The organism is Aliiglaciecola lipolytica, from assembly GCF_018860635.1.
Taxonomy (GTDB): domain Bacteria; phylum Pseudomonadota; class Gammaproteobacteria; order Enterobacterales; family Alteromonadaceae; genus Aliiglaciecola; species Aliiglaciecola lipolytica_A.
The window spans coordinates 624,715-642,761 of the sequence record NZ_JAHKPT010000035.1 but is presented as its reverse complement, the minus strand read 5'-3'; the positions used below and the strand labels follow the sequence as shown (position 1 = coordinate 642,761).

Below are 18,047 nucleotides of genomic sequence, written 5' to 3'. Positions count from 1 at the left end.
CTTAGGTTCGCCGATTTACTAATTATAATCCATAAATATTAGCTAATGGTTTTAATCTAATGGGGTAGAAAAAGAATGCCCAATGAATCCTAATCGCGCTGAAATTTAACATTGATTTAGGATAAATAAAGCCTGTTCAATAGACAAATAAAAGCAGCTAGCGTATCTGATTCGTAACTCTATTGCTCACATAATCAATATCCAGTCACTTTGATTAGATTCAACTTACCCTAAACTGCGTAGTGAAAATTGAAAATTGAGTGTTGGGAATACTAAAAATCCGTGGATACATTCAATCAATACACGCAGCTATCTATTACACTTTTAAGTAAGCCAATATCACGTTAGATAAAATTATGCAGAAATGGAATTTTAAACATCAAGTTTGTTCGATATTCAGTATAGCCAGCCTTTTGAGCATCATGCTAAGCCAGTCTAGTTTAGCAAGTTCCACACAGACAATTGCGCAAACCGAACAGACTGTGCCAGGGGATAATGGCCAATTTAATATCTTTTTAGGTGCGACAATTAATTCTTTCAACGAGGTGGTATTTACTAGTCGTTTAATTAATACCAGCGAAGGTGAAAACGATGATACTGGAATTTATCGAATGTTTGTGCCCCGAACCCTTGGTCCAGTGGTGCTGACGCTTGAAGAGGTTGTAAGAGAAAATCAATTTCTGACCGTTGGTGATCGCTCGTTTCATCTCAACGATCTGTATATTTCGAGCGCTTTTAAAATTACCAATACGCCAGCTCCAAGTTACTCAGCAGCTGGCGATTTTACGAATTTGGCCTTGATGTTACCTTTGGTGCCGGGTTCTAACGACCTGGGTAACTCAATCATTGCTGTTGAATCAGTAAACGCCTTTGTTCTTGTTGCCGAGGCAGGCGCTACTGTCCCATCATCTAATGGAGAATACCGTGAATTTAATATCGCTAGTTTAGCTGGGATTAGCAGCAACAATAACGTCATATTTTTTTCCGCATTAAACAATACTGAAAATGACACACTAGACAATACAGCGTACTTTAAACGTTTTAACGACAACTCAATTTTCGAACTTGTCCGTAAAGGTGATCCCGCAAATGGTGGGGTTTTAACCCACCCTGCCGGGCTACAAACTAACGATTATGGCGACGGAGTATTTTCCGGTTTAAATGACTCAGAAGACGACTATAACAATTCAGGTTTATATAAAGTTTCCGGCACCAGCTACTCCCTTGTTGTCCATGAAGGTGACATAGCTCCCACCGGTGAAATAGAAAATCGCTATTTTTCTGAATTATATGATGCTCGCATTAATAATCATCAGCAAATAGGCTTTAAGGCGTTGTTACGAGATGAAAACGGTTTAGCCAACGGCTCAGGATTGTTCTTAGCTGACACCTTATCAACCAAAATGATTTTACTAAAAGGGCAAACAACCCCCGATGGCACTGCCACATACGGCGACTTACTCAGCCGCTTTTCAGCTAAACCACGTGCCGCTTTGAACGATTTAGGGCAATTTGCGCTAATCGTCGATTTATTAACAGAAACTTCGCAAATTGACGGAGTGTTTAGAGCATCAGAAACAGAGGTGATCGAAATAGCGAGAAAACACATGAGCTATGAAGACGGCACTTTGCGAAACTTTAAAGATCCGGCAATAAACAATAATGGCTTAGTGGTATTTCAGGCCGATTTGGCTTTAGAAGAAGTGTTCGATGATGAAGGTACTTATTTACGCACCGAAGATATTTTGATTATCACTGATGGTATTCATTATGAAACCATAGAACGTGAAGGACGAGAACATAACGGTAAAGTTATCAGTGAGATTTTTTTTAATAATAATCCTGTTGGTCCAGCGAATGGTTTAAGCGATACAGGTACAGTGGCATACAAAGTAAGATATGAGGATGGTCATCAAGGGATTCTTGCTTGGACACCGGATTTTGGTTGGCGAACCGATGTTGAAGAAGGAGACTGGGATGATGTGTCACGTTGGCATTTTGGAGGCTTACCTGACCAATTTACCGATGTGATTATCAATCCTGAACAGAATATCGACATACTAGGTCCCATTGCCGACACAACAATCAAATCACTTACTTTAGGTGGCAGTGCCGGCAGTGTTCATCTTACTCTGCAAGATAGTATTTTGAGCGTGACTGAAGGTTTGACAGTGCATATTGGTTCAAGCATTTTTGGACAAGGTAGCTTAGATTCAGTGGTGTTAAATGAAGGTCTAATAGAGGTATTAGCAAATCAATCGTTGACGATATCCGCTGAGACGACCAACGAAGGCATGATTACCGTTAATGGGGCAAGTAATTTACATTTTCTCTCGAGGTTTATAGGTAAAGAAACGATTCAAGGTGATGGCACCGTCACTTTTAATGGCGATATACAGTTAACTGATGAGCCAAGCCTATTGACCATTCAAGGCAACATGAATTTAACTGAAAATAGTTCACTTCACATAGAAATTGAAGGTGCCGAACGAGGAGTAAGTTATACATCAATAGATGTTGGTGCAATTGCCACGTTGGCAGGAACACTGCAAGTAAGCTTGTCGGATAACCTCAGTTTAAATAGTGGCGACACCTTCGAATTGCTGTTGGCAGAACAGATTTCAGGTGAGTTTGATAACCTAGTCGTTGCTGATTTAAGCGAACAAGGCTTACAAATTTCCATCAACCAAACGGCCTCTAAGCTAGAATTAGTGGTAACTCAGGATGCCGATGATGTCGAAACAGATACAAGCTCTGGAAGTGGTGCGATAAATATAGGCTTGCTTATATTATTGCTGCTCCCCTTAATAAGAAATGCTGTTAGCAGCAAAAAAACTTGAGCAGGCTTAAACTAAATTTATTGATTAATTTAGTGATTGAAACCCAACAACATCATCAATCAACTCAAAACCCGTCATACGTATTATCGATCCTCAAATATATGTATTGTCGATAACAAACGATTTATTTAATAGCGAATGTACTGTTGCAAAGCAACGCTATTCAACTAATGTATAATATTCTTTGTCTGGAATTTCGCTATTCTATCTGAATTAAAAACAAGTACCTAACGTTGAAAGTTAACGTGTATGGAGTTCTTATCAGCCGCAAACGCTTTTTTACTGTGTTCATGTTTCCGTTGTTGTTAATTTAATAAAAAGCCTGTTGTGCTGTCCATTCTTATTTATGTAGTGATAAAATCGCCGCATTCATACTTACACTTAATACCCCATAACATATTTGCCCTTAAGTAATAGTATAATTATTGAGCACAAAATTAATGCTGTCGAGAATCCCCATACTTATTCGTAAATACAGGGAATTCATATCATAGCCAACCTTTTAGATTTACCTTAGTTGCACAAAGATAAAAATTTTTATGAAAATACCGCGCTCATTACCGTTACGCATTTTAATCATAGTGCCCTTTACATGTTTGCTTATCATTGCAACTGTTGTTTTCGCTGCGGTGTCATACAACAATAATCGCGCAGTTGCGTTGGAAATGGCCCATACCTTCAATGAATTAATTACTCAACATGTCGAAAATTATATTAATAATATGACAGAAATGATGCCTGCTTTGGTATTAAATAATGCACAAGCATTAAAAAAGGGGGTTCTTTCCAGCGATAAACCAATTCACAATTCTCCTTGGCTACTTAGTCAATTACGCCAGTCTGATCAGCTTAACTTTGTTACCTTAGCTTTTAATGATGGACGTTACATCGCGGCCTCCAGACCACCTCTAAATAGCAACTCCTTAGAAATTGCCACAAACATATTGAATAGTGATGGCCACCTGCAAGGCTTTTCAATAAATGATCAAGACTTGCCAAATAAACAGACTAAAGACATTGGTCCCTACGACCCGCGACTACGGCCGTTTATGCGTTGTGCGGTAACCCAAACCAAAATACCTTGTTGGGGCAATGTTTATCAGTATCTCGAAGGGGAAAAATACGCGATTAGTTTCTCGCAAGCAGTTACCAATAAACAAGGCGAGGTAATTGCCGTTGCCGCCGTTGACTTTAGCTTAGAGCGCCTAAATGAATATATAAATAAACTCAAATTAAATAACGACAGTATCGCCATCTTGTTTGAACAAGACGGCACTCTACTTGCCTCTTCTAGCCAGCATTATTTGCTAGCCGATCCGCAAAAAAATACACGTTTTACGCTGAGTAACCACCCTAGCACTGTTTTAAAAAAGTTGGCGACATATCAGCATTACCAATCTTCAGAACAACTTATCGAGATACAAGGTCGCGATTACCTTTTAACGCTGAAAGATATTCAACTAGGTTATGGAAAAGTATGGCAATTAGCTGTTTTACAACCTCTTGATGTGACCATTTCAGTGATTCAAGGTAAGACCTCAAACACGATTATTCTGATGATAGTGACCTTATTGTCCATGGTTGCGCTAGGAGCAGCACTCACTAAACTGATTGCCAAACCAATAGAAAATATCAGTAATATGGCGCTAGACGGAGCCTTGAGTGAGTTACAAAAAGCGCCTTTTCAACATAGTTTTATACCGGAAGTTCGAGGCTTGTCGGCAAGCTTAGCTCGTTTGGCAGGAGCTCAACTCCAATCGATAGCTGAGCTTGAACAACGGGTGGCTGAACGCACCATAGAACTAGAAAACGCAAATGCAAGATTACTCGCGCTTTCTCAGCGAGATCCCCTGACCGGCATTGCTAATCGAAGAGTTTTCGATGAAACCTATGCACTTCAATGGGCCTTGGCGTTGCGTCAACAAACCCCTTTGGCAATTATTTTATGTGATGTTGATCAGTTTAAAGCGTTCAACGATAACTATGGTCATCAACAGGGTGATGCCGCTCTGATTCGAGTGGCAACTTGTATTCTAAAGCAAATTCAACGTCCTACCGACTTACTTGCCCGTTACGGTGGCGAAGAATTTATATTGGTATTGCCGCAAACTGATGAAAAAGGCGCGTGGGAAATAGCAGAAAAAATTCGCCAAGCAGTAATTACAGAAAACATTCCGCGCGATGATCTACAGGTCCATCCGTATATTACTTTAAGTGTGGGCTACGCATCTATGGTTCCAGCAGCTGAGGACAATTTGGAAATGTTAATTAGTCGAGCTGATAAACAACTCTATCTTGCCAAACAAAACGGCCGTAATCAAAGTCAGCCAGAGCCTCAACTTTCTAAGTAGATGTGAATGGGATTCTTTGAAACTCACATTAGCCAACGCCATCAACTTATCACAATCAAGACAATAGCCGCGATCAATTGTTTTTTGGTTCATTCTAATATGTGTAAATATTGAATAAGATAATTCGTTATTATCCAGCATATGATATTGGCCACTTCAATATCAACAAGGGAAGTTCATGAAACACTTTACACAAACACCTCTGCTCTGCATGTTAGTTTTATTGAGCTTTGTCCCACCTCACTTATGCAAAGTCACTTAGTAATGATGCAGCGAGCTGTAAAGAATTAATCTTTGAATCTGACGGCAAAAAAATGTCAGGTTTAATTTATCAAGCTGCCGGCAAAGGGCCTCATCCAAGCGAACTTTTATTACATAGCTGTTTTGGCAACGACACAACTAAATTAAAATAAAGTCGCTGGAGTAGCGACTTTACTTGAATCAAAAAATATTGCGTTATTATGATAATTTGGCGAAGGTAAACTTAGTATCTTCTGAGCGCAGTAAATAAAGGGCGAAACACGCTGCCCACATAGGCCATGCAGCAAAAAACAATAAGTTATTGAAGGCATCAAAATACTGACCCATTGCAGATAAAGTTGAGCCGCCATGGAGTAAGAAAATAAGTCCGTACGTCAAACGTTTTTTCACACCGGCTAAAAAAGCGAACACTAAAATAAGCTGTAATGCGCCTAGCACATAAGCCATAGTTTCTCCCATCCCCGGTATAGAATAAAAATGCTCAAAAATTTTGATACTGTGTCCTGGATTGACAAATTTATCTAATGTCCAAACAAACATGACGAGGAAAACCCCTAGTCTTAGTGATAAAAGAGACCACTGTAAGCGGCTCCGAATTTCGTTAGGAAGTACTTCACTCATTTAAATTCCTTAGTAGCACAGTTGATTTTGATATTGTTAAACGTCTTTTATCGACGCAGTTATTGGCGTAGGTAAGATTTAAGCCCCCTCTACTGCCATCGACCTGAGAACAGGAATAACATCAGACCGAGATTTCTAATTTTTCTTTCAGGTTTTTTAAATTCAATATAGCTTTCACGCTAAGTAGTGGATTTTTAGAGACCAATAACGGCAATTGGATTTTGTATAACGCCAATTTATAAATGGGTATTTGCCAATGGGATTAGGAAATTAGTCTCTTATAGGGCAACCTAAGGCATAATTATTTTTCATATATATGACTAAATTTCCAATTATTTGGAATAAGTGTGCAATAAAAATCGGCGGCGCTAGGTCTCTAGGCTCAGAGTGATTAATTATAGGAACAGCAATGGTAACCAAATCACAGCAGTTGTTAGTCGGTGTTAGTTTGATTATGACCTATCCCGTTGCAGCTCAAGAAAATAATATTGAACATGTAATAGTGACAGGCGAAGTGCAGCCCGCCCTTGTTTTATCGCCTAAAAATGCAGTCATCGATGGCCCATTTGGGAAAGATAAAAACTTAACGGAAATCGCTCGCTCAGTGTCTTCAATTTCTGCTGATATGCTAGAGCAACTGTCTATTGATGATTTGCAAGACGTGCTGACGTTAGTGCCAAACACCTACTCAGCAAGTGGCTTTGGCGCACCGAGTCTACCCACAATTCGTGGTCAATTAGGGGAATTATTCCAACAAGGAATGCGACGTCAAGCAGGTAACAACGGCTTTGGTATTCCACTGTCTTTTAACAGCGTGGGACAAATTGATGTAGTAAAAGGAGCTCCCTCTGTCATTTTAGGGACAAGTCAACGAAACGGTGGTTTTGTTAACCTAAACAACAAAGTCGCTTCTTTATCAGGGACGGATATCAAATTTCAGGCCAATGCAGGCAGTTGGCAACACTATCGCGCTCAGTTAGATATAAATACAGCCATTGAAGAAGGCAAAAGTGGGATTCGCGTGAGTGCCGAGTATATCGATAACGATAGCTACTTCGACTATAGCGGATTTCAGAGTGAAGATTTATTCGTGACATTACGCCTGCTCCCCGATGACAAATCGAGCTGGGATATCAGTTTCGAATATTATGACGTGGATTTCACTGATAATGCAGGAATTAACCGGCCTACTCAGAACTTAATCGACAATGGCCTTTATATTACCGGTCAAGGGGTGCAACCAAACGGCTCACTAATTCCCGGTGCATTTGCGATTGTATCGCCAACCGGCGAAGTGGAGATTCCCCGCAGCACAGTACTAACCGATCCAGATAATATCAATACGGCACAAACCTATGTTTTTCATAGTACTTACCAGCGAGAGTTAAATTCAATTCATAGCTTAACTAACCGTAGTTATTTTCAATATTTAGAGCGCGAAGAAATCGCACAAAACAGTTTTGTCGAAATTATCGATGGTGCCAAAACAGCTCAAAACCGACTTGAAATAAATTCAATTTGGCAGGCTGAACAACAAACAACTTGGGGCATTGATATTCGTTACAACGATGTTTTGGGATACAGTCAATTTACCACAGAAGCTGACTTGCCGATTGATTTGTTGGGCACGATTGAACAGCGTCGAATTCCGCTGACAGATGCGCAAAAATCTCGATTAGTTGAGTTACGACCAGGGGTATTTGTGTCTCCCGGCGCCAACTACGATGTAGATGGAGATGGCGTAAATGACTTTTCATTATCTGACACCACAGACTCCACAACTTGGCAAACAGGGTTGTTTGCTGAACAGGAAAGTGACTGGAACGACCGCTTTAGCACTACCCTTGGTATTCGCGCAGATCATTACAATGTTGAGGCCAGAGATGCTTTGCCGCCACAAGGACAAATTGCAGCTCAAGATACATTCTCTAAATGGTTATACTCAGGTTCAGCTTCTGCGCGTTTCAAATTAACCGATTCTGTGGTGACCTATGCGACATACAGTTATAACGAAGCAACCTCAAACAGCATGGGCGGCGGCACAGTATTAGGTGCAGATAACAAAATCAGTCCACTGAACTTTGCAACCGAAAACACGTTGTACGAATTGGGTATGAAATACTCTCCTGCCGACACACCTTGGTATGCAGATGCGTCAATCTTCGAACAAACTCGCAGTTTACGCAATCGCGACGGCAGCAACACCGGCATTATCGCTGACGGCTTCGAAGCCCAAGTATTTTATCAAGGACGTGCGTTATGGGCCAACCTAGGATATAGCTATTTAGATGCTCGATATGATAATTCTGCCAGTGCACAAGATTCTCAGCAAGTGGCTGATGCATTTGACAACTCTCGTCCTGACATCATTCAAGGCACGGGTATAGGTGCACCTAACTTTGCCGGTTTTGCAGCTTCAAACCAACGAGTACAAGGTATTCCACAGCAGACAATTTCGGCCAGTGCAGGCTATCAGATATTGGATAATTGGGATGTCTCAGGTTCGGCGATTTACACTAAAAGTTACCCTCTGGATTACCTTGCTAGCGTACTTATACGGGATCAAATAACCATTAACATTAACACTAATATTGCTCTTTCTGAGCAATCGAATTTGCGCTTCGAAGTGCGTAATTTAACCAACGAAAAGAATTGGCGTCCGGTATTTGAGGGCGGCTATTTTGGATCAACTCTAGTTTTCCCTGAACTTCCGAGAAATGTTCAGTTAACCTACACATACAATTTTAAGGCTTAAACCCAACATGAACAGTAAACGTTTAATATTGGTCATAGTAATTGCAGCATTAATCGCCAGCTTTTTTATCTTTGATCTTAACCAATACCTAACCCTAGAAAGCTTAAAGAGCAATCAACAATCATTGGCTGGATACATTGAAGCTAACTGGTTAGTGGCATTTTTTGGCTACTTAATTATATACGCTGTAGCAACGGCCTTGAGTGTACCAGGCGCAGCCATTCTGACGCTAGGTGCAGGCGCATTATTTGGGTTTGGTTGGGGTTTGTTACTTGCCTCATTCGCGTCAAGTATTGGCGCAACCTTAGCATTTTTAGCATCTCGCTTTTTATTGCGTGATTGGGTTAAAAGTACCTTTTCGAAAAAGCTTGAGTCAATCGACAAAGGGATCGAAAAAGACGGTGCGTTTTACCTACTTAGTTTGCGCTTAGTTCCCATATTTCCTTTCTTTATCATTAATTTAGTAATGGGTGTTACCAGTATCAAAACCTGGACTTATTATTGGGTTAGCCAAATAGGCATGTTGATTGGAACCGCGGTCTACGTTAACGCAGGTACCCAGTTAGTCGAAATTAATCAATTGTCTGACATCATTTCTGGTGATTTGATTTTATCCTTCGTGCTATTGGGTATCTTCCCTATTCTCGCTAAATTCATGCTCAGTGCATTGCAACAACGTCGTGTCTATAAGGGCTGGAAAAAACCCAAAAAATTCGATCGCAACCTAGTTGTTATTGGAGCAGGTTCAGCCGGTTTGGTTACCGCTTATATTGCTGCAGCAATCAAAGCAAAAGTAACCTTAGTTGAGCGTCATAAAATGGGTGGTGACTGTCTGAATACCGGTTGTGTGCCATCTAAAAGTTTATTACATGCTAGTAAATTAGCCCACATTCACCACACCTCGCAAAATGCAGGCGTAACCTATGATGCGCCAAAAGTAGATTTTAAAGCGGTGATGAACAAAGTACATAGCGTGATTAAATCTATTGAGCCTCATGATTCTGTTGAACGCTACGAATCCTTGGGCGTGAATGTGGCCATTGGTAATGCCACCATTGTTTCTCCGTGGCAGGTTGATATTCAAACCGAAGATGGCGTGCAATCCCTGACCACCCGCAATATTGTTATTGCTACCGGAGCTCGTGCATTTGTGCCTGATATCCCAGGTTTAAAAGATATTGACTACTTAACTGCAGATAATCTTTGGGAGATTCAAGAACAGCCTAAACGCATGATAGTGCTTGGTGGAGGTCCAATTGGTTGTGAATTATCACAAGCGTTTGGTCGCTTAGGCACCCATGTGACACAAATAGAACGTGGCGAGCAGGTATTAAGTAAAGAAGATCCAGATGCAGCCAAGCATTTACAAATTCAGCTTGAAAAAGACGGTATCGATTTACGCCTCAACACGAGCGCAATGGCGGTGGAAACCACCAGCGAAGGCAATGTGTTAGTTGTTGAGTACGAAGGTAAAGAAGAACGTATTCCGTTTGATAAAATTTTAGTCGCTGTTGGTCGCCAAGCGAACTTAACCGGTTTTGGTTTAGAGAAACTTGGTATCGAAACAGACCGTACTATTATCACCAATGACTTTTTACAAACCAAGTACCCTAATATTCTGGCCGCTGGAGATGTTGCAGGTCCTTATCAATTCACTCACACTGCGAGCCATCAAGCTTGGTATGCAGCAGTGAATGCGTTGTTCAGACCTTTTAAAATCTTTAAAGTGGATTACAGCGTTATCCCTTGGGCGACCTTCGCTGAGCCAGAAATTGCCACAGTAGGTCTAAATGAAGTAGCCGCTAAGCAAAAAGGTATTGAAGTAGAAGTGACTCGGTATGACATTGGTGGGCTAGATCGGGCACTGGCTGATGATCACGCCCGCGGTTTTGTTAAAGTGTTAACCAAACCTGGGAAAGACAAAATACTCGGTGCAACCATAGTAGGGGCAAATGCAGGCGAACTATTAGCCGAATTCGTTTTAGCCATGAAACATGGTTTAGGATTGAATAAACTATTAGGTACGATCCATATTTACCCAACGATGGCTGAAGCCAATAAAAACGTGGCCGGCAACTGGAAGAAAAATAACGCACCGCAAAAACTATTGGCATTTGTTGAGCGTTTTCACGCTTGGCGACGTAAATAAATGGGTATCCGGCGTTTTTGAATTGTAGCAAAGCAAATATCTAACTTGCTAGTTAGCATGCCTGCGCCCTACCAATGTTTTAAGGTAATAATAACGTTGCGATTAACCTAGTGGGTAATCGCTGCGAATTTGTTCTTTTTAACGCATTTTTATGAATGATAGTTTAACGGAAAATAATATGTTCACGTCTTTAAGTAAAATTAAAAGCATCGTTATCAACAGTGTTATGGCAAGTGTATTATTTGCTGTTTTAGTGTGTGCAAAATCCTACGCTGCTGACTTCGATCATGGTTTTGACAACTACAACCAATTATTAGCGCACGTTGTGCAAGTCTCCGATGACAAAAAGCAAACCCGAGTAAAATACCAACAATTGGTTCTCAAAAAAGATGCGTTAGAACGAGCTTTAAGTGCGTTTTCAAGTGTAACTAAGAGCCAATATGATGGTTGGAATGAGCAACAACAACTGAGTTTTTTAATCAACGCTTACAACGGTTACACTTTAAAGTTAATTGTTGATAACTGGGAGCAATTTAAACAAGGCGACGCTCAATCCATTCGTGACTTAGGTTCATTTTTTAGCTCCCCCTGGAGTAAGAAATTTTTTAATCTGTTGGATAAAAAGCACAATTTAGACGACATTGAGCATGAAATGATTCGTCAGTGGTTTAAAGAGCCCCGTATTCATGCGGCATTAGTTTGTGCTGCAGTATCATGCCCTCCCCTTCGCAATGAAGCTTTTACAGCAGATAATCTCAACGCTCAACTTGATAGTCAAATGCACTTATTTTTAGCGGATAATAGTCGTAACGAAATCATCGTAAAAGGACAACAAGGTGAAGCATCGCTTTCTTCAATTTTCCAATGGTACTGTGAAGATTTTGAAAAAGGACAGCAAGGATTTAGCTCATTATACGACGTCCTTAATATGTATAGTGACGCATTAGTGGACAGTGATAGCAACGCACAAATCCAGCGTGATATCATTAAAAAAGGAAACTATCCCATCACATTTAAAGATTATGACTGGCGATTGAATGATGTGGCGAACTTTTAACGTGGCAGTAACAACGTCTATGATGAGCAGAGCTACCCTGCCAATAACAATGCTATTGCTTGTGTTGAGTAGCGTAATGCCGTTTGCCCATGGGCAAGAAACTCAGCGTGCAACCGCGACCATAGTGACCACTAGCCCAGAATGGCAAAAAACCTTAACTGAAGCTAAAGGCCAGACCGTGTATTTTTACGCATGGGGTGGCTCAAAGCCAATCAATGACTATCTGCGCTGGGCAGCGCGGGAAATTGCCAGTCGTTACAAGATCCGTCTGCGCCACGTTAAAGTTGCGGATATTAGCGAAGCCGTGAGCCGTTTAAAAGCCGAGTCAGGCAACCAAAGTGCCATCGACTTGCTTTGGATAAACGGCGAAAATTTCAGTTACTTAAAACAACAACAGTTGTTACTCGGTAATTTGTGGTCAACCATTCCCAATAGTGCAATGCTGGCCACCGAACAACTTTCGTTACAGAGTGATTTTGGTGTAGCCATAGAAGAATTTGAAGTACCTTGGGGCGTAGGCCAGTACAACATTATTGCCAATCAGAATATCTTTGCACTTAACAGTGCTGACAAACAGAACTTAAACTTCACACCGGCAAGTATTCTGCAAGCTGCTAAACAACACCCTGGCCGACTTAGTTATCCAAGACCGCCAGAGTTCCATGGCACAACATTTTTGAAGCAACTTATAGTGGCTCTTAGCAACAACGATAAACGATTATTTGAATTCGCAACCCCAGAAGCCCAAACAAAACTACTCCCCTTGCTGTGGGAATATTTAGACCAATTGCATCCATTAATCTGGCAACAAGGTCGTGCCTTTCCGAGTTCAAACACCGAGCAACTTTCGCTGTTTCAACAAAACAAATTGGATATGGCCGTCAGTTTCAATCCAAATCAATTAAACAAAGAGCAGCAGGAAAAGCGCATATCGGTCTCGGCACAACGTTTATATTTCACTCAAGGCGCTATTACTAACAGCCACAATTTGGCTATTCCAAAGGGCGCACAAAGCCCATCAGGGGCAAAGGTTGTGATCAACTTCTTATTAAGTGAAGAAGCACAGAATCAAAAATTACATGGCAGTTGGGGTGATCCTGCGGTGATTAGGCCGTTATTAGATCCCGCATCAACGCTCCCCTCGCAACAAGAACTGCATAGCTCATGGCAACAAGTTATTGAAGATCAATGGCAACAAAAATACGGCGCTTAACGCTTAGTACCGGCTGGTTGATTGTTACATTAGTGGCAGGACTTCCCCTATTTGGAATCATCGTCGGTATATGGCCTTCAGTCGCTATATCTTGGAGTGATATAGCGCGTTTTTTTGCATACAACGGCTTAGCATCTACGGTATTAAGCACGCTGGCGTTATCGTTACTTGCTCCTTTATTGGCGCTTTACATTGCGTTTATGGTGTACAGTCAATATCGTTTTAACTCTCGTTGGCAAGCGCTAGAAAAGCGACTCGCCCCGCTATTATCGTTACCTCATTTAGCCGTTGCCTTGGGTTTAGTTTATTTATTTAGTTCTGGTGGTATGCTGTGGTCCTCCCTTTGGGGAGTATTTGGCTATTCCCCACCACAATGGCTAGGTTTACCACACAAAAGCTTAGTCACAATGTTGTTCGCAATCAGTATTAAAGAAGTTCCATTCTTTTTATTAATATTCAGTGCCTTAGGCCGTCAGTTAGCGATTAAAAATTGGTTGTTACAAGGCAGAGCTCTAGGACACAGCGAAAGTGCTAGTTGGTGGCTGTTGGTATTTCCTATCATCTTAAAACAATCACGTTTAGCGTTGCTCGCCGCTATGGCCTATTCCTTGTCCGTGTTAGATATAAGTTTATTGGTAGGCCCTAATATTCCGGAACTTTATGCTGTCGTGCTATATAACTGGCAGACCGGTTTTACTGCTGAACACCAAACCTTGGCTTTTGTTGGTAATCTTGTACTTTTAGTTTTGTTAGCCCTTTTAATTGTCGGCATTTATCTGCATGAATGGTGGGCAGTCAAACGTTTACGCAATCACGCAGTAAAAGGAACTAATTTAAAAATCGTTCGAATTAGCCGTCTATTTACCCATTGGTTAGGTTTTTTTAGCCTGTTAACCCTTGCTATTTTAGTGACTTTTTTGGTCTGGTCGTTAGGCTGGAACAATCAAGGAACAATTAACACCTTAAGCAGCGTAAATTGGTCTTTCAGATTATGGCAAGACGAATGGTTTTTTATGCAAGGGCCGTTATTGAACAGCCTCTACATTGCTTTATTAAGTGGTGTCATAGGTGTGTTCATGGCAATTTTAGCCTTAGAGCTACAACGTCAAAGCACAGTTTATTTACCCGATTATATTTGGTTAATGGCGATTCTTTTACCGCAACTGAGCATGGTATATGGTTGGCAAATATCACATACAGCTTTGAATGGCGGTTATCATAGCGGTTGGATAATCCTGTCACACCTGCCCTTCACCTTTGCTTATAGCTACCTTGTGTTGCGCGGCCCGTTTCAGAGTCTGGATCGCCATTTTGAATTAGTCGCCGCCAGCTTTGGATACAATTACTGGCAACAATTTTGGAAAATTCGCATGATGTTGCTGCGACCCGCAATGTTAAGTGCTCTAGCGATCGCTTTTTCCGTCAGTGTTGCCCAATATATTCCAACTTTAATGATCGGAGCCGGCCGCGTGACCACAATCACTACTGAAGCGGTTGCGATAGCCTCTGGTAACGAACAAAATATCACTGCGATCTATATGTTAGTTCAAGCTTCATTGCCTTTTATTGCCTTTTTTACCGCCAGTATAATGGCACAACGTGTCCGGGGAAGTTTCGATGTTACACATTAGCCACTGTAAAATTTTTATGGAAAACGGATGCATCGAACTTCCAGAAATACGCCTTAAAAACGGCGAGTTGTTGGTATTGACTGGCCCAAGTGGTATGGGAAAATCTACTTTTTTGCACTGGCTGTTAGGAGACACACCAGAGCATGCTAAAGTCAGTGGTGATATAACCTTGAACGATGTGCCGCTTAACGCTATCAAGATAGAACAGCGCCGTATAGGTTTGTTGATGCAAGATGTACATCTATTCCCTCACTTAACCGTGCTAGATAACATTTGTTTTGCACTACCTAAGCATCTAACAAACCAACCCCCTAATAAATTAAATAAGCATCAACGTCGTGATCTAGCTTTAGCCATGCTAAATAAGATTGATATGGGTTACGTCGCCAAGCATTACGTTGAACAACTAAGTGGTGGCGAACGCTCAAGAGTGGGGTTAGTAAGAGCACTGGCAAATGAGCCGAAAGCACTGCTAATGGACGAACCTTTTGCAGCACTGGATCCGAAAACCAGCGCCCAAGTGAGTCAATGGGCATTTGCGCAACTTCAAACTCGAGGAGTGCCAACTATTATGGTCAGTCACGACCTAGATAATATTCCTGCACAAGCCCAACACTTAGACTTAGCTGATTTTTATCGCAGTCTATAATAATAAATTCACTTTTAAAAAAATGATAAGCCATTCATAAGTGAAAACCACTAATAACAAGGTAAACCATGATTGACCCTCTATTAAATCGGCTTTTGAAAAAACCTCTTTGTTGCCTAGCGAAACGGCTAATTAAATGGGGTATTACTGCAGACTCAGTAACCTTTGTGGGTTTTATAGTTGGAATGTTAGCGATACCGGCGATCATGTTCGAGCACTATTATGTGGCATTAAGTTTAATTTTGTTAAACCGATTAGGAGATGGATTGGACGGCGCTATCGCCAGAGAAACGGCCCCTTCTGACGCCGGTGGTTTTTTAGATATTACCCTAGATTTTATTTTTTATTCTGCCATTGTTTTTGCATTTGTATGTGTCAATCCACTGGAAAATGCAATTGCTGGCAGTTTTCTAATGTTGTCTTTTATGGCCACTGGGGGGAGCTTTTTAGCCTTTGCCATTATGGCCAGCAAACATGGTATAGACAGTCCTAACTATCCACAAAAAAGCTTACATTATATGGGTGGCCTAGCAGAGGGTTTTGAAACGATTTTAGTCTTGTGTCTATTTTGTTTGTTGCCCACTCATTTTGTACTGATCGCCAGTGTGTTTGCGGTCATTTGCTGGTTAACGGCAATTATTCGCATCTGGGTAGGTTATAACACTTTGCTAGCAACCAAAGATTAATCACTATGGTTGCTAGGTTTATCCCGAAAAGGCATTAACAGCACAGTTCCAATACCTGTATTGCTAGACTCATTGGGGTAGTCTTTTAATCCCAATTTTAGCCCATCGTCTCCTGCTTCGGCTTGTTTAGTGTAACTATTAAAAAGACGGTCCCAGATAGACAAACAGAAGCCATAGTTGCTATCAGTCTCTTTCACTACCTGGCTATGATGAATACGATGCATGGCTTGGGTAACCACCAATTTACGCAAAGGCCATTCTAACCAACTGGGCAATTTAATATTGCTGTGATTAAAAATCGCACTTCCATTGAGCAATATCTCAAAGATTAAAATCGCCTCAACCGGCACGCCTAAGATTAAAATCCCCAGAAGCTTAACCAATAAACTTAGGGCTATTTCAATCGGGTGAAAACGCAATCCAGTAGAAGCATCTAAATGGGGATCGGCATGGTGAACTTTGTGTAAACGCCATAAAATAGGCACACGATGGAATAAACGGTGCTGCCAGTAAATCAAACAATCTAGCATAATCACGGCCAGCGAAATCACCAACCAATTGGGCATACTTAGAATATTAAGTAAACCAAATTGCATGTTATCAGCGAAAATAGCGACAACTGCCAGCCCGGCAGGAACGAATAGCCGCCCCACAAGCGCACCACAGAACACCAAAAAAAAGTTGCTGAGCCATCTTTTCGATCGCACTACAGGAGATACCCGATTGGGCAATATCGCCTCCCACAACATCATGATCACTAAGACCGTTAAAAAGCTACCCATTCGCAGCCATGCTTCATTTTGCATATTGATTCAATACCATTGTTAAACAGATTTCAAAACTAAGTCTAAAACAATTACTGACCGTACCTATTTGTTCATATATCATAAGGCTATAAAACATGGATATTACAATAAGATCGGAGTACTCACTATGAAGACCTTGGTTAGCCTCATTAGCTTTCTCGCTATTTTACTTGTTGCACTACCTGGCCCGTTATACAAATATGGAATTTTAGAGCTCGGTCCAGCTTTTACAGCATTGCGCTACGGAGTTTTCGCCGGTGTTGGGGCAATTATTCTGATTTTAATTCAAGTGATTTTTTTACGTAAAAACATCAGTTGGGCAAGTGTAACAGTATCTGCTGTTTTGGCATTAGTTGCCGTTGGTTTACCCCTTAGCATTATGAATAAAGCTAAATCTGTACCTCCGATTCATGATATTTCAACTGATCTTAGCAATCCTCCTCAATTTATCGCTATAGCAGACTTACGTGCAGATGCGCCTAATCCAGTTGAGTACGCCGGTGAAGAAACGGCTAAACAACAACGAGAAGCCTACCCGCAATTAACCCCTCAAACATTCTCTCAGCCTAGTTTGCAAGTCTTCAGTGCTACAGAAGCTGCCATTAAAGATTTAGGTTGGGAATTGGTTAATGCTGACAAAACATTAGGTATTATTGAAGCAACAGATACTACAGCCTGGTTTGGCTTCAAAGATGATGTGGTTGTTCGCATTGCTAGTAAAGGACCAGACACCATTGTTGATATCCGCAGCAAATCCCGTGTTGGTAGAAGTGACCTCGGCAAAAATGCTGAGCGAATTGAACAACTCATCGCTACAATCAATAGTCATCTATAAAACAAATTAAGCCCTCAATATTTCATTTAGATAAAATATTGAGGCTTTTTGTGACGACCAAGATTCCACTAAAACCAAAAAAAAATATATTCTTTCTTATATGCTATACAATTCTATGTATATAAGGTTTGAAACCATGCGCTGTGGTTACCTATTTTGGATTTAATTAGATAAACATGAGACGATTTTTAAA

Annotated in this window: 12 protein-coding genes; 10 read left to right on the top strand and 2 right to left on the bottom strand. The window is 41.0% G+C overall.

What is annotated here, in order from left to right:
- The first annotated feature begins 356 nt into the window (after nucleotides 1-356).
- Both KO530_RS20785 and KO530_RS20780 read left to right on the top strand, forming a co-directional pair.
- Nucleotides 357-2,840: a DUF7453 family protein gene (locus KO530_RS20785; RefSeq protein ID WP_216050364.1), complete on the top strand. Its 2,484-nt coding sequence runs from the start codon at nucleotides 357-359 to the stop codon at nucleotides 2,838-2,840.
- 539 nt (nucleotides 2,841-3,379) lie between these two features.
- A complete protein-coding gene (locus KO530_RS20780; RefSeq protein WP_216050363.1) occupies nucleotides 3,380-5,191 on the top strand; it encodes a sensor domain-containing diguanylate cyclase in 1,812 nt (603 codons plus the stop codon).
- A 459-nt stretch (nucleotides 5,192-5,650) separates the two neighbouring features.
- Here the strand turns inward: KO530_RS20780 and KO530_RS20775 are convergent, their stop codons facing one another.
- Nucleotides 5,651-6,073, bottom strand: a complete 423-nt coding sequence (locus tag KO530_RS20775) for a hypothetical protein (protein WP_216050362.1) — start codon at nucleotides 6,071-6,073, stop codon at nucleotides 5,651-5,653.
- Between the two features lie 409 nt (nucleotides 6,074-6,482).
- On the opposite strand from KO530_RS20775, the gene KO530_RS20770 reads away from it, so the two are divergent.
- The 7 genes from KO530_RS20770 (at nucleotide 6,483) to KO530_RS20740 (ending at nucleotide 16,213) form a co-directional block, all read left to right on the top strand.
- Entirely contained in the window at nucleotides 6,483-8,828 is a 2,346-nt protein-coding gene (locus KO530_RS20770) for a TonB-dependent receptor (RefSeq protein WP_216050361.1), read from the top strand.
- Between the two features lie 7 nt (nucleotides 8,829-8,835).
- Complete coding sequence (locus KO530_RS20765) at nucleotides 8,836-10,977, top strand: FAD-dependent oxidoreductase (RefSeq protein WP_216050360.1); 2,142 nt, start codon at nucleotides 8,836-8,838, stop codon at nucleotides 10,975-10,977.
- Nucleotides 10,978-11,155: 178 nt separating this feature from the next.
- The gene (locus KO530_RS20760) at nucleotides 11,156-12,034 is read left to right on the top strand and encodes a DUF547 domain-containing protein (protein ID WP_216050359.1); all 879 of its coding nucleotides are present in this window, start codon (nucleotides 11,156-11,158) and stop codon (nucleotides 12,032-12,034) included.
- Complete coding sequence (locus KO530_RS20755) at nucleotides 12,015-13,247, top strand: ABC transporter substrate-binding protein (RefSeq protein ID WP_216050358.1); 1,233 nt, start codon at nucleotides 12,015-12,017, stop codon at nucleotides 13,245-13,247. Before KO530_RS20760 ends, KO530_RS20755 begins: the two co-directional genes overlap by 20 nt.
- A complete protein-coding gene (locus tag KO530_RS20750; RefSeq protein WP_216050357.1) occupies nucleotides 13,223-14,878 on the top strand; it encodes an ABC transporter permease in 1,656 nt (551 codons plus the stop codon). The genes KO530_RS20755 and KO530_RS20750 overlap by 25 nt, the downstream gene beginning before the upstream one ends.
- Nucleotides 14,865-15,527 (top strand): ATP-binding cassette domain-containing protein, encoded by a 663-nt coding sequence (locus KO530_RS20745; RefSeq protein WP_216050356.1) that lies wholly within the window; start codon nucleotides 14,865-14,867, stop codon nucleotides 15,525-15,527. Before KO530_RS20750 ends, KO530_RS20745 begins: the two co-directional genes overlap by 14 nt.
- A 68-nt stretch (nucleotides 15,528-15,595) precedes the next feature.
- Nucleotides 15,596-16,213: a CDP-alcohol phosphatidyltransferase family protein gene (locus KO530_RS20740; RefSeq protein ID WP_216050355.1), complete on the top strand. Its 618-nt coding sequence runs from the start codon at nucleotides 15,596-15,598 to the stop codon at nucleotides 16,211-16,213.
- Here the strand turns inward: KO530_RS20740 and KO530_RS20735 are convergent.
- Nucleotides 16,210-17,019 carry a sterol desaturase family protein gene (locus tag KO530_RS20735; RefSeq protein ID WP_216050354.1) on the bottom strand — a complete coding sequence of 270 codons (810 nt, stop codon included), beginning with the start codon at nucleotides 17,017-17,019 and terminating at the stop codon, nucleotides 16,210-16,212. The genes KO530_RS20740 and KO530_RS20735 overlap by 4 nt on opposite strands.
- Nucleotides 17,020-17,146: 127 nt before the next feature.
- On the opposite strand from KO530_RS20735, the gene KO530_RS20730 reads away from it, so the two are divergent.
- Nucleotides 17,147-17,854: a DUF1499 domain-containing protein gene (locus KO530_RS20730; RefSeq protein ID WP_216050353.1), complete on the top strand. Its 708-nt coding sequence runs from the start codon at nucleotides 17,147-17,149 to the stop codon at nucleotides 17,852-17,854.
- The last annotated feature ends 193 nt before the right edge of the window (nucleotides 17,855-18,047 follow it).

What these genes read in the sequence shown, in the direction of transcription:
- KO530_RS20755 (WP_216050358.1), top strand. Translation starts at nt 12,015, where the DNA reads ATGATGTGGCGAACTTTTAACGTGGCAGTAACAACGTCTATGATGAGC.
- KO530_RS20745 (WP_216050356.1), top strand. Translation starts at nt 14,865, where the DNA reads ATGTTACACATTAGCCACTGTAAAATTTTTATGGAAAACGGATGCATC.
- KO530_RS20785 (WP_216050364.1), top strand. Translation starts at nt 357, where the DNA reads ATGCAGAAATGGAATTTTAAACATCAAGTTTGTTCGATATTCAGTATA.
- KO530_RS20730 (WP_216050353.1), top strand. Translation starts at nt 17,147, where the DNA reads ATGAAGACCTTGGTTAGCCTCATTAGCTTTCTCGCTATTTTACTTGTT.
- KO530_RS20760 (WP_216050359.1), top strand. Translation starts at nt 11,156, where the DNA reads ATGTTCACGTCTTTAAGTAAAATTAAAAGCATCGTTATCAACAGTGTT.
- KO530_RS20735 (WP_216050354.1), bottom strand. Translation starts at nt 17,019, where the DNA reads ATGCAAAATGAAGCATGGCTGCGAATGGGTAGCTTTTTAACGGTCTTA.
- KO530_RS20780 (WP_216050363.1), top strand. Translation starts at nt 3,380, where the DNA reads ATGAAAATACCGCGCTCATTACCGTTACGCATTTTAATCATAGTGCCC.
- KO530_RS20770 (WP_216050361.1), top strand. Translation starts at nt 6,483, where the DNA reads ATGGTAACCAAATCACAGCAGTTGTTAGTCGGTGTTAGTTTGATTATG.
- KO530_RS20765 (WP_216050360.1), top strand. Translation starts at nt 8,836, where the DNA reads ATGAACAGTAAACGTTTAATATTGGTCATAGTAATTGCAGCATTAATC.
- KO530_RS20750 (WP_216050357.1), top strand. Translation starts at nt 13,223, where the DNA reads ATGGCAACAAAAATACGGCGCTTAACGCTTAGTACCGGCTGGTTGATT.
- KO530_RS20740 (WP_216050355.1), top strand. Translation starts at nt 15,596, where the DNA reads ATGATTGACCCTCTATTAAATCGGCTTTTGAAAAAACCTCTTTGTTGC.
- KO530_RS20775 (WP_216050362.1), bottom strand. Translation starts at nt 6,073, where the DNA reads ATGAGTGAAGTACTTCCTAACGAAATTCGGAGCCGCTTACAGTGGTCT.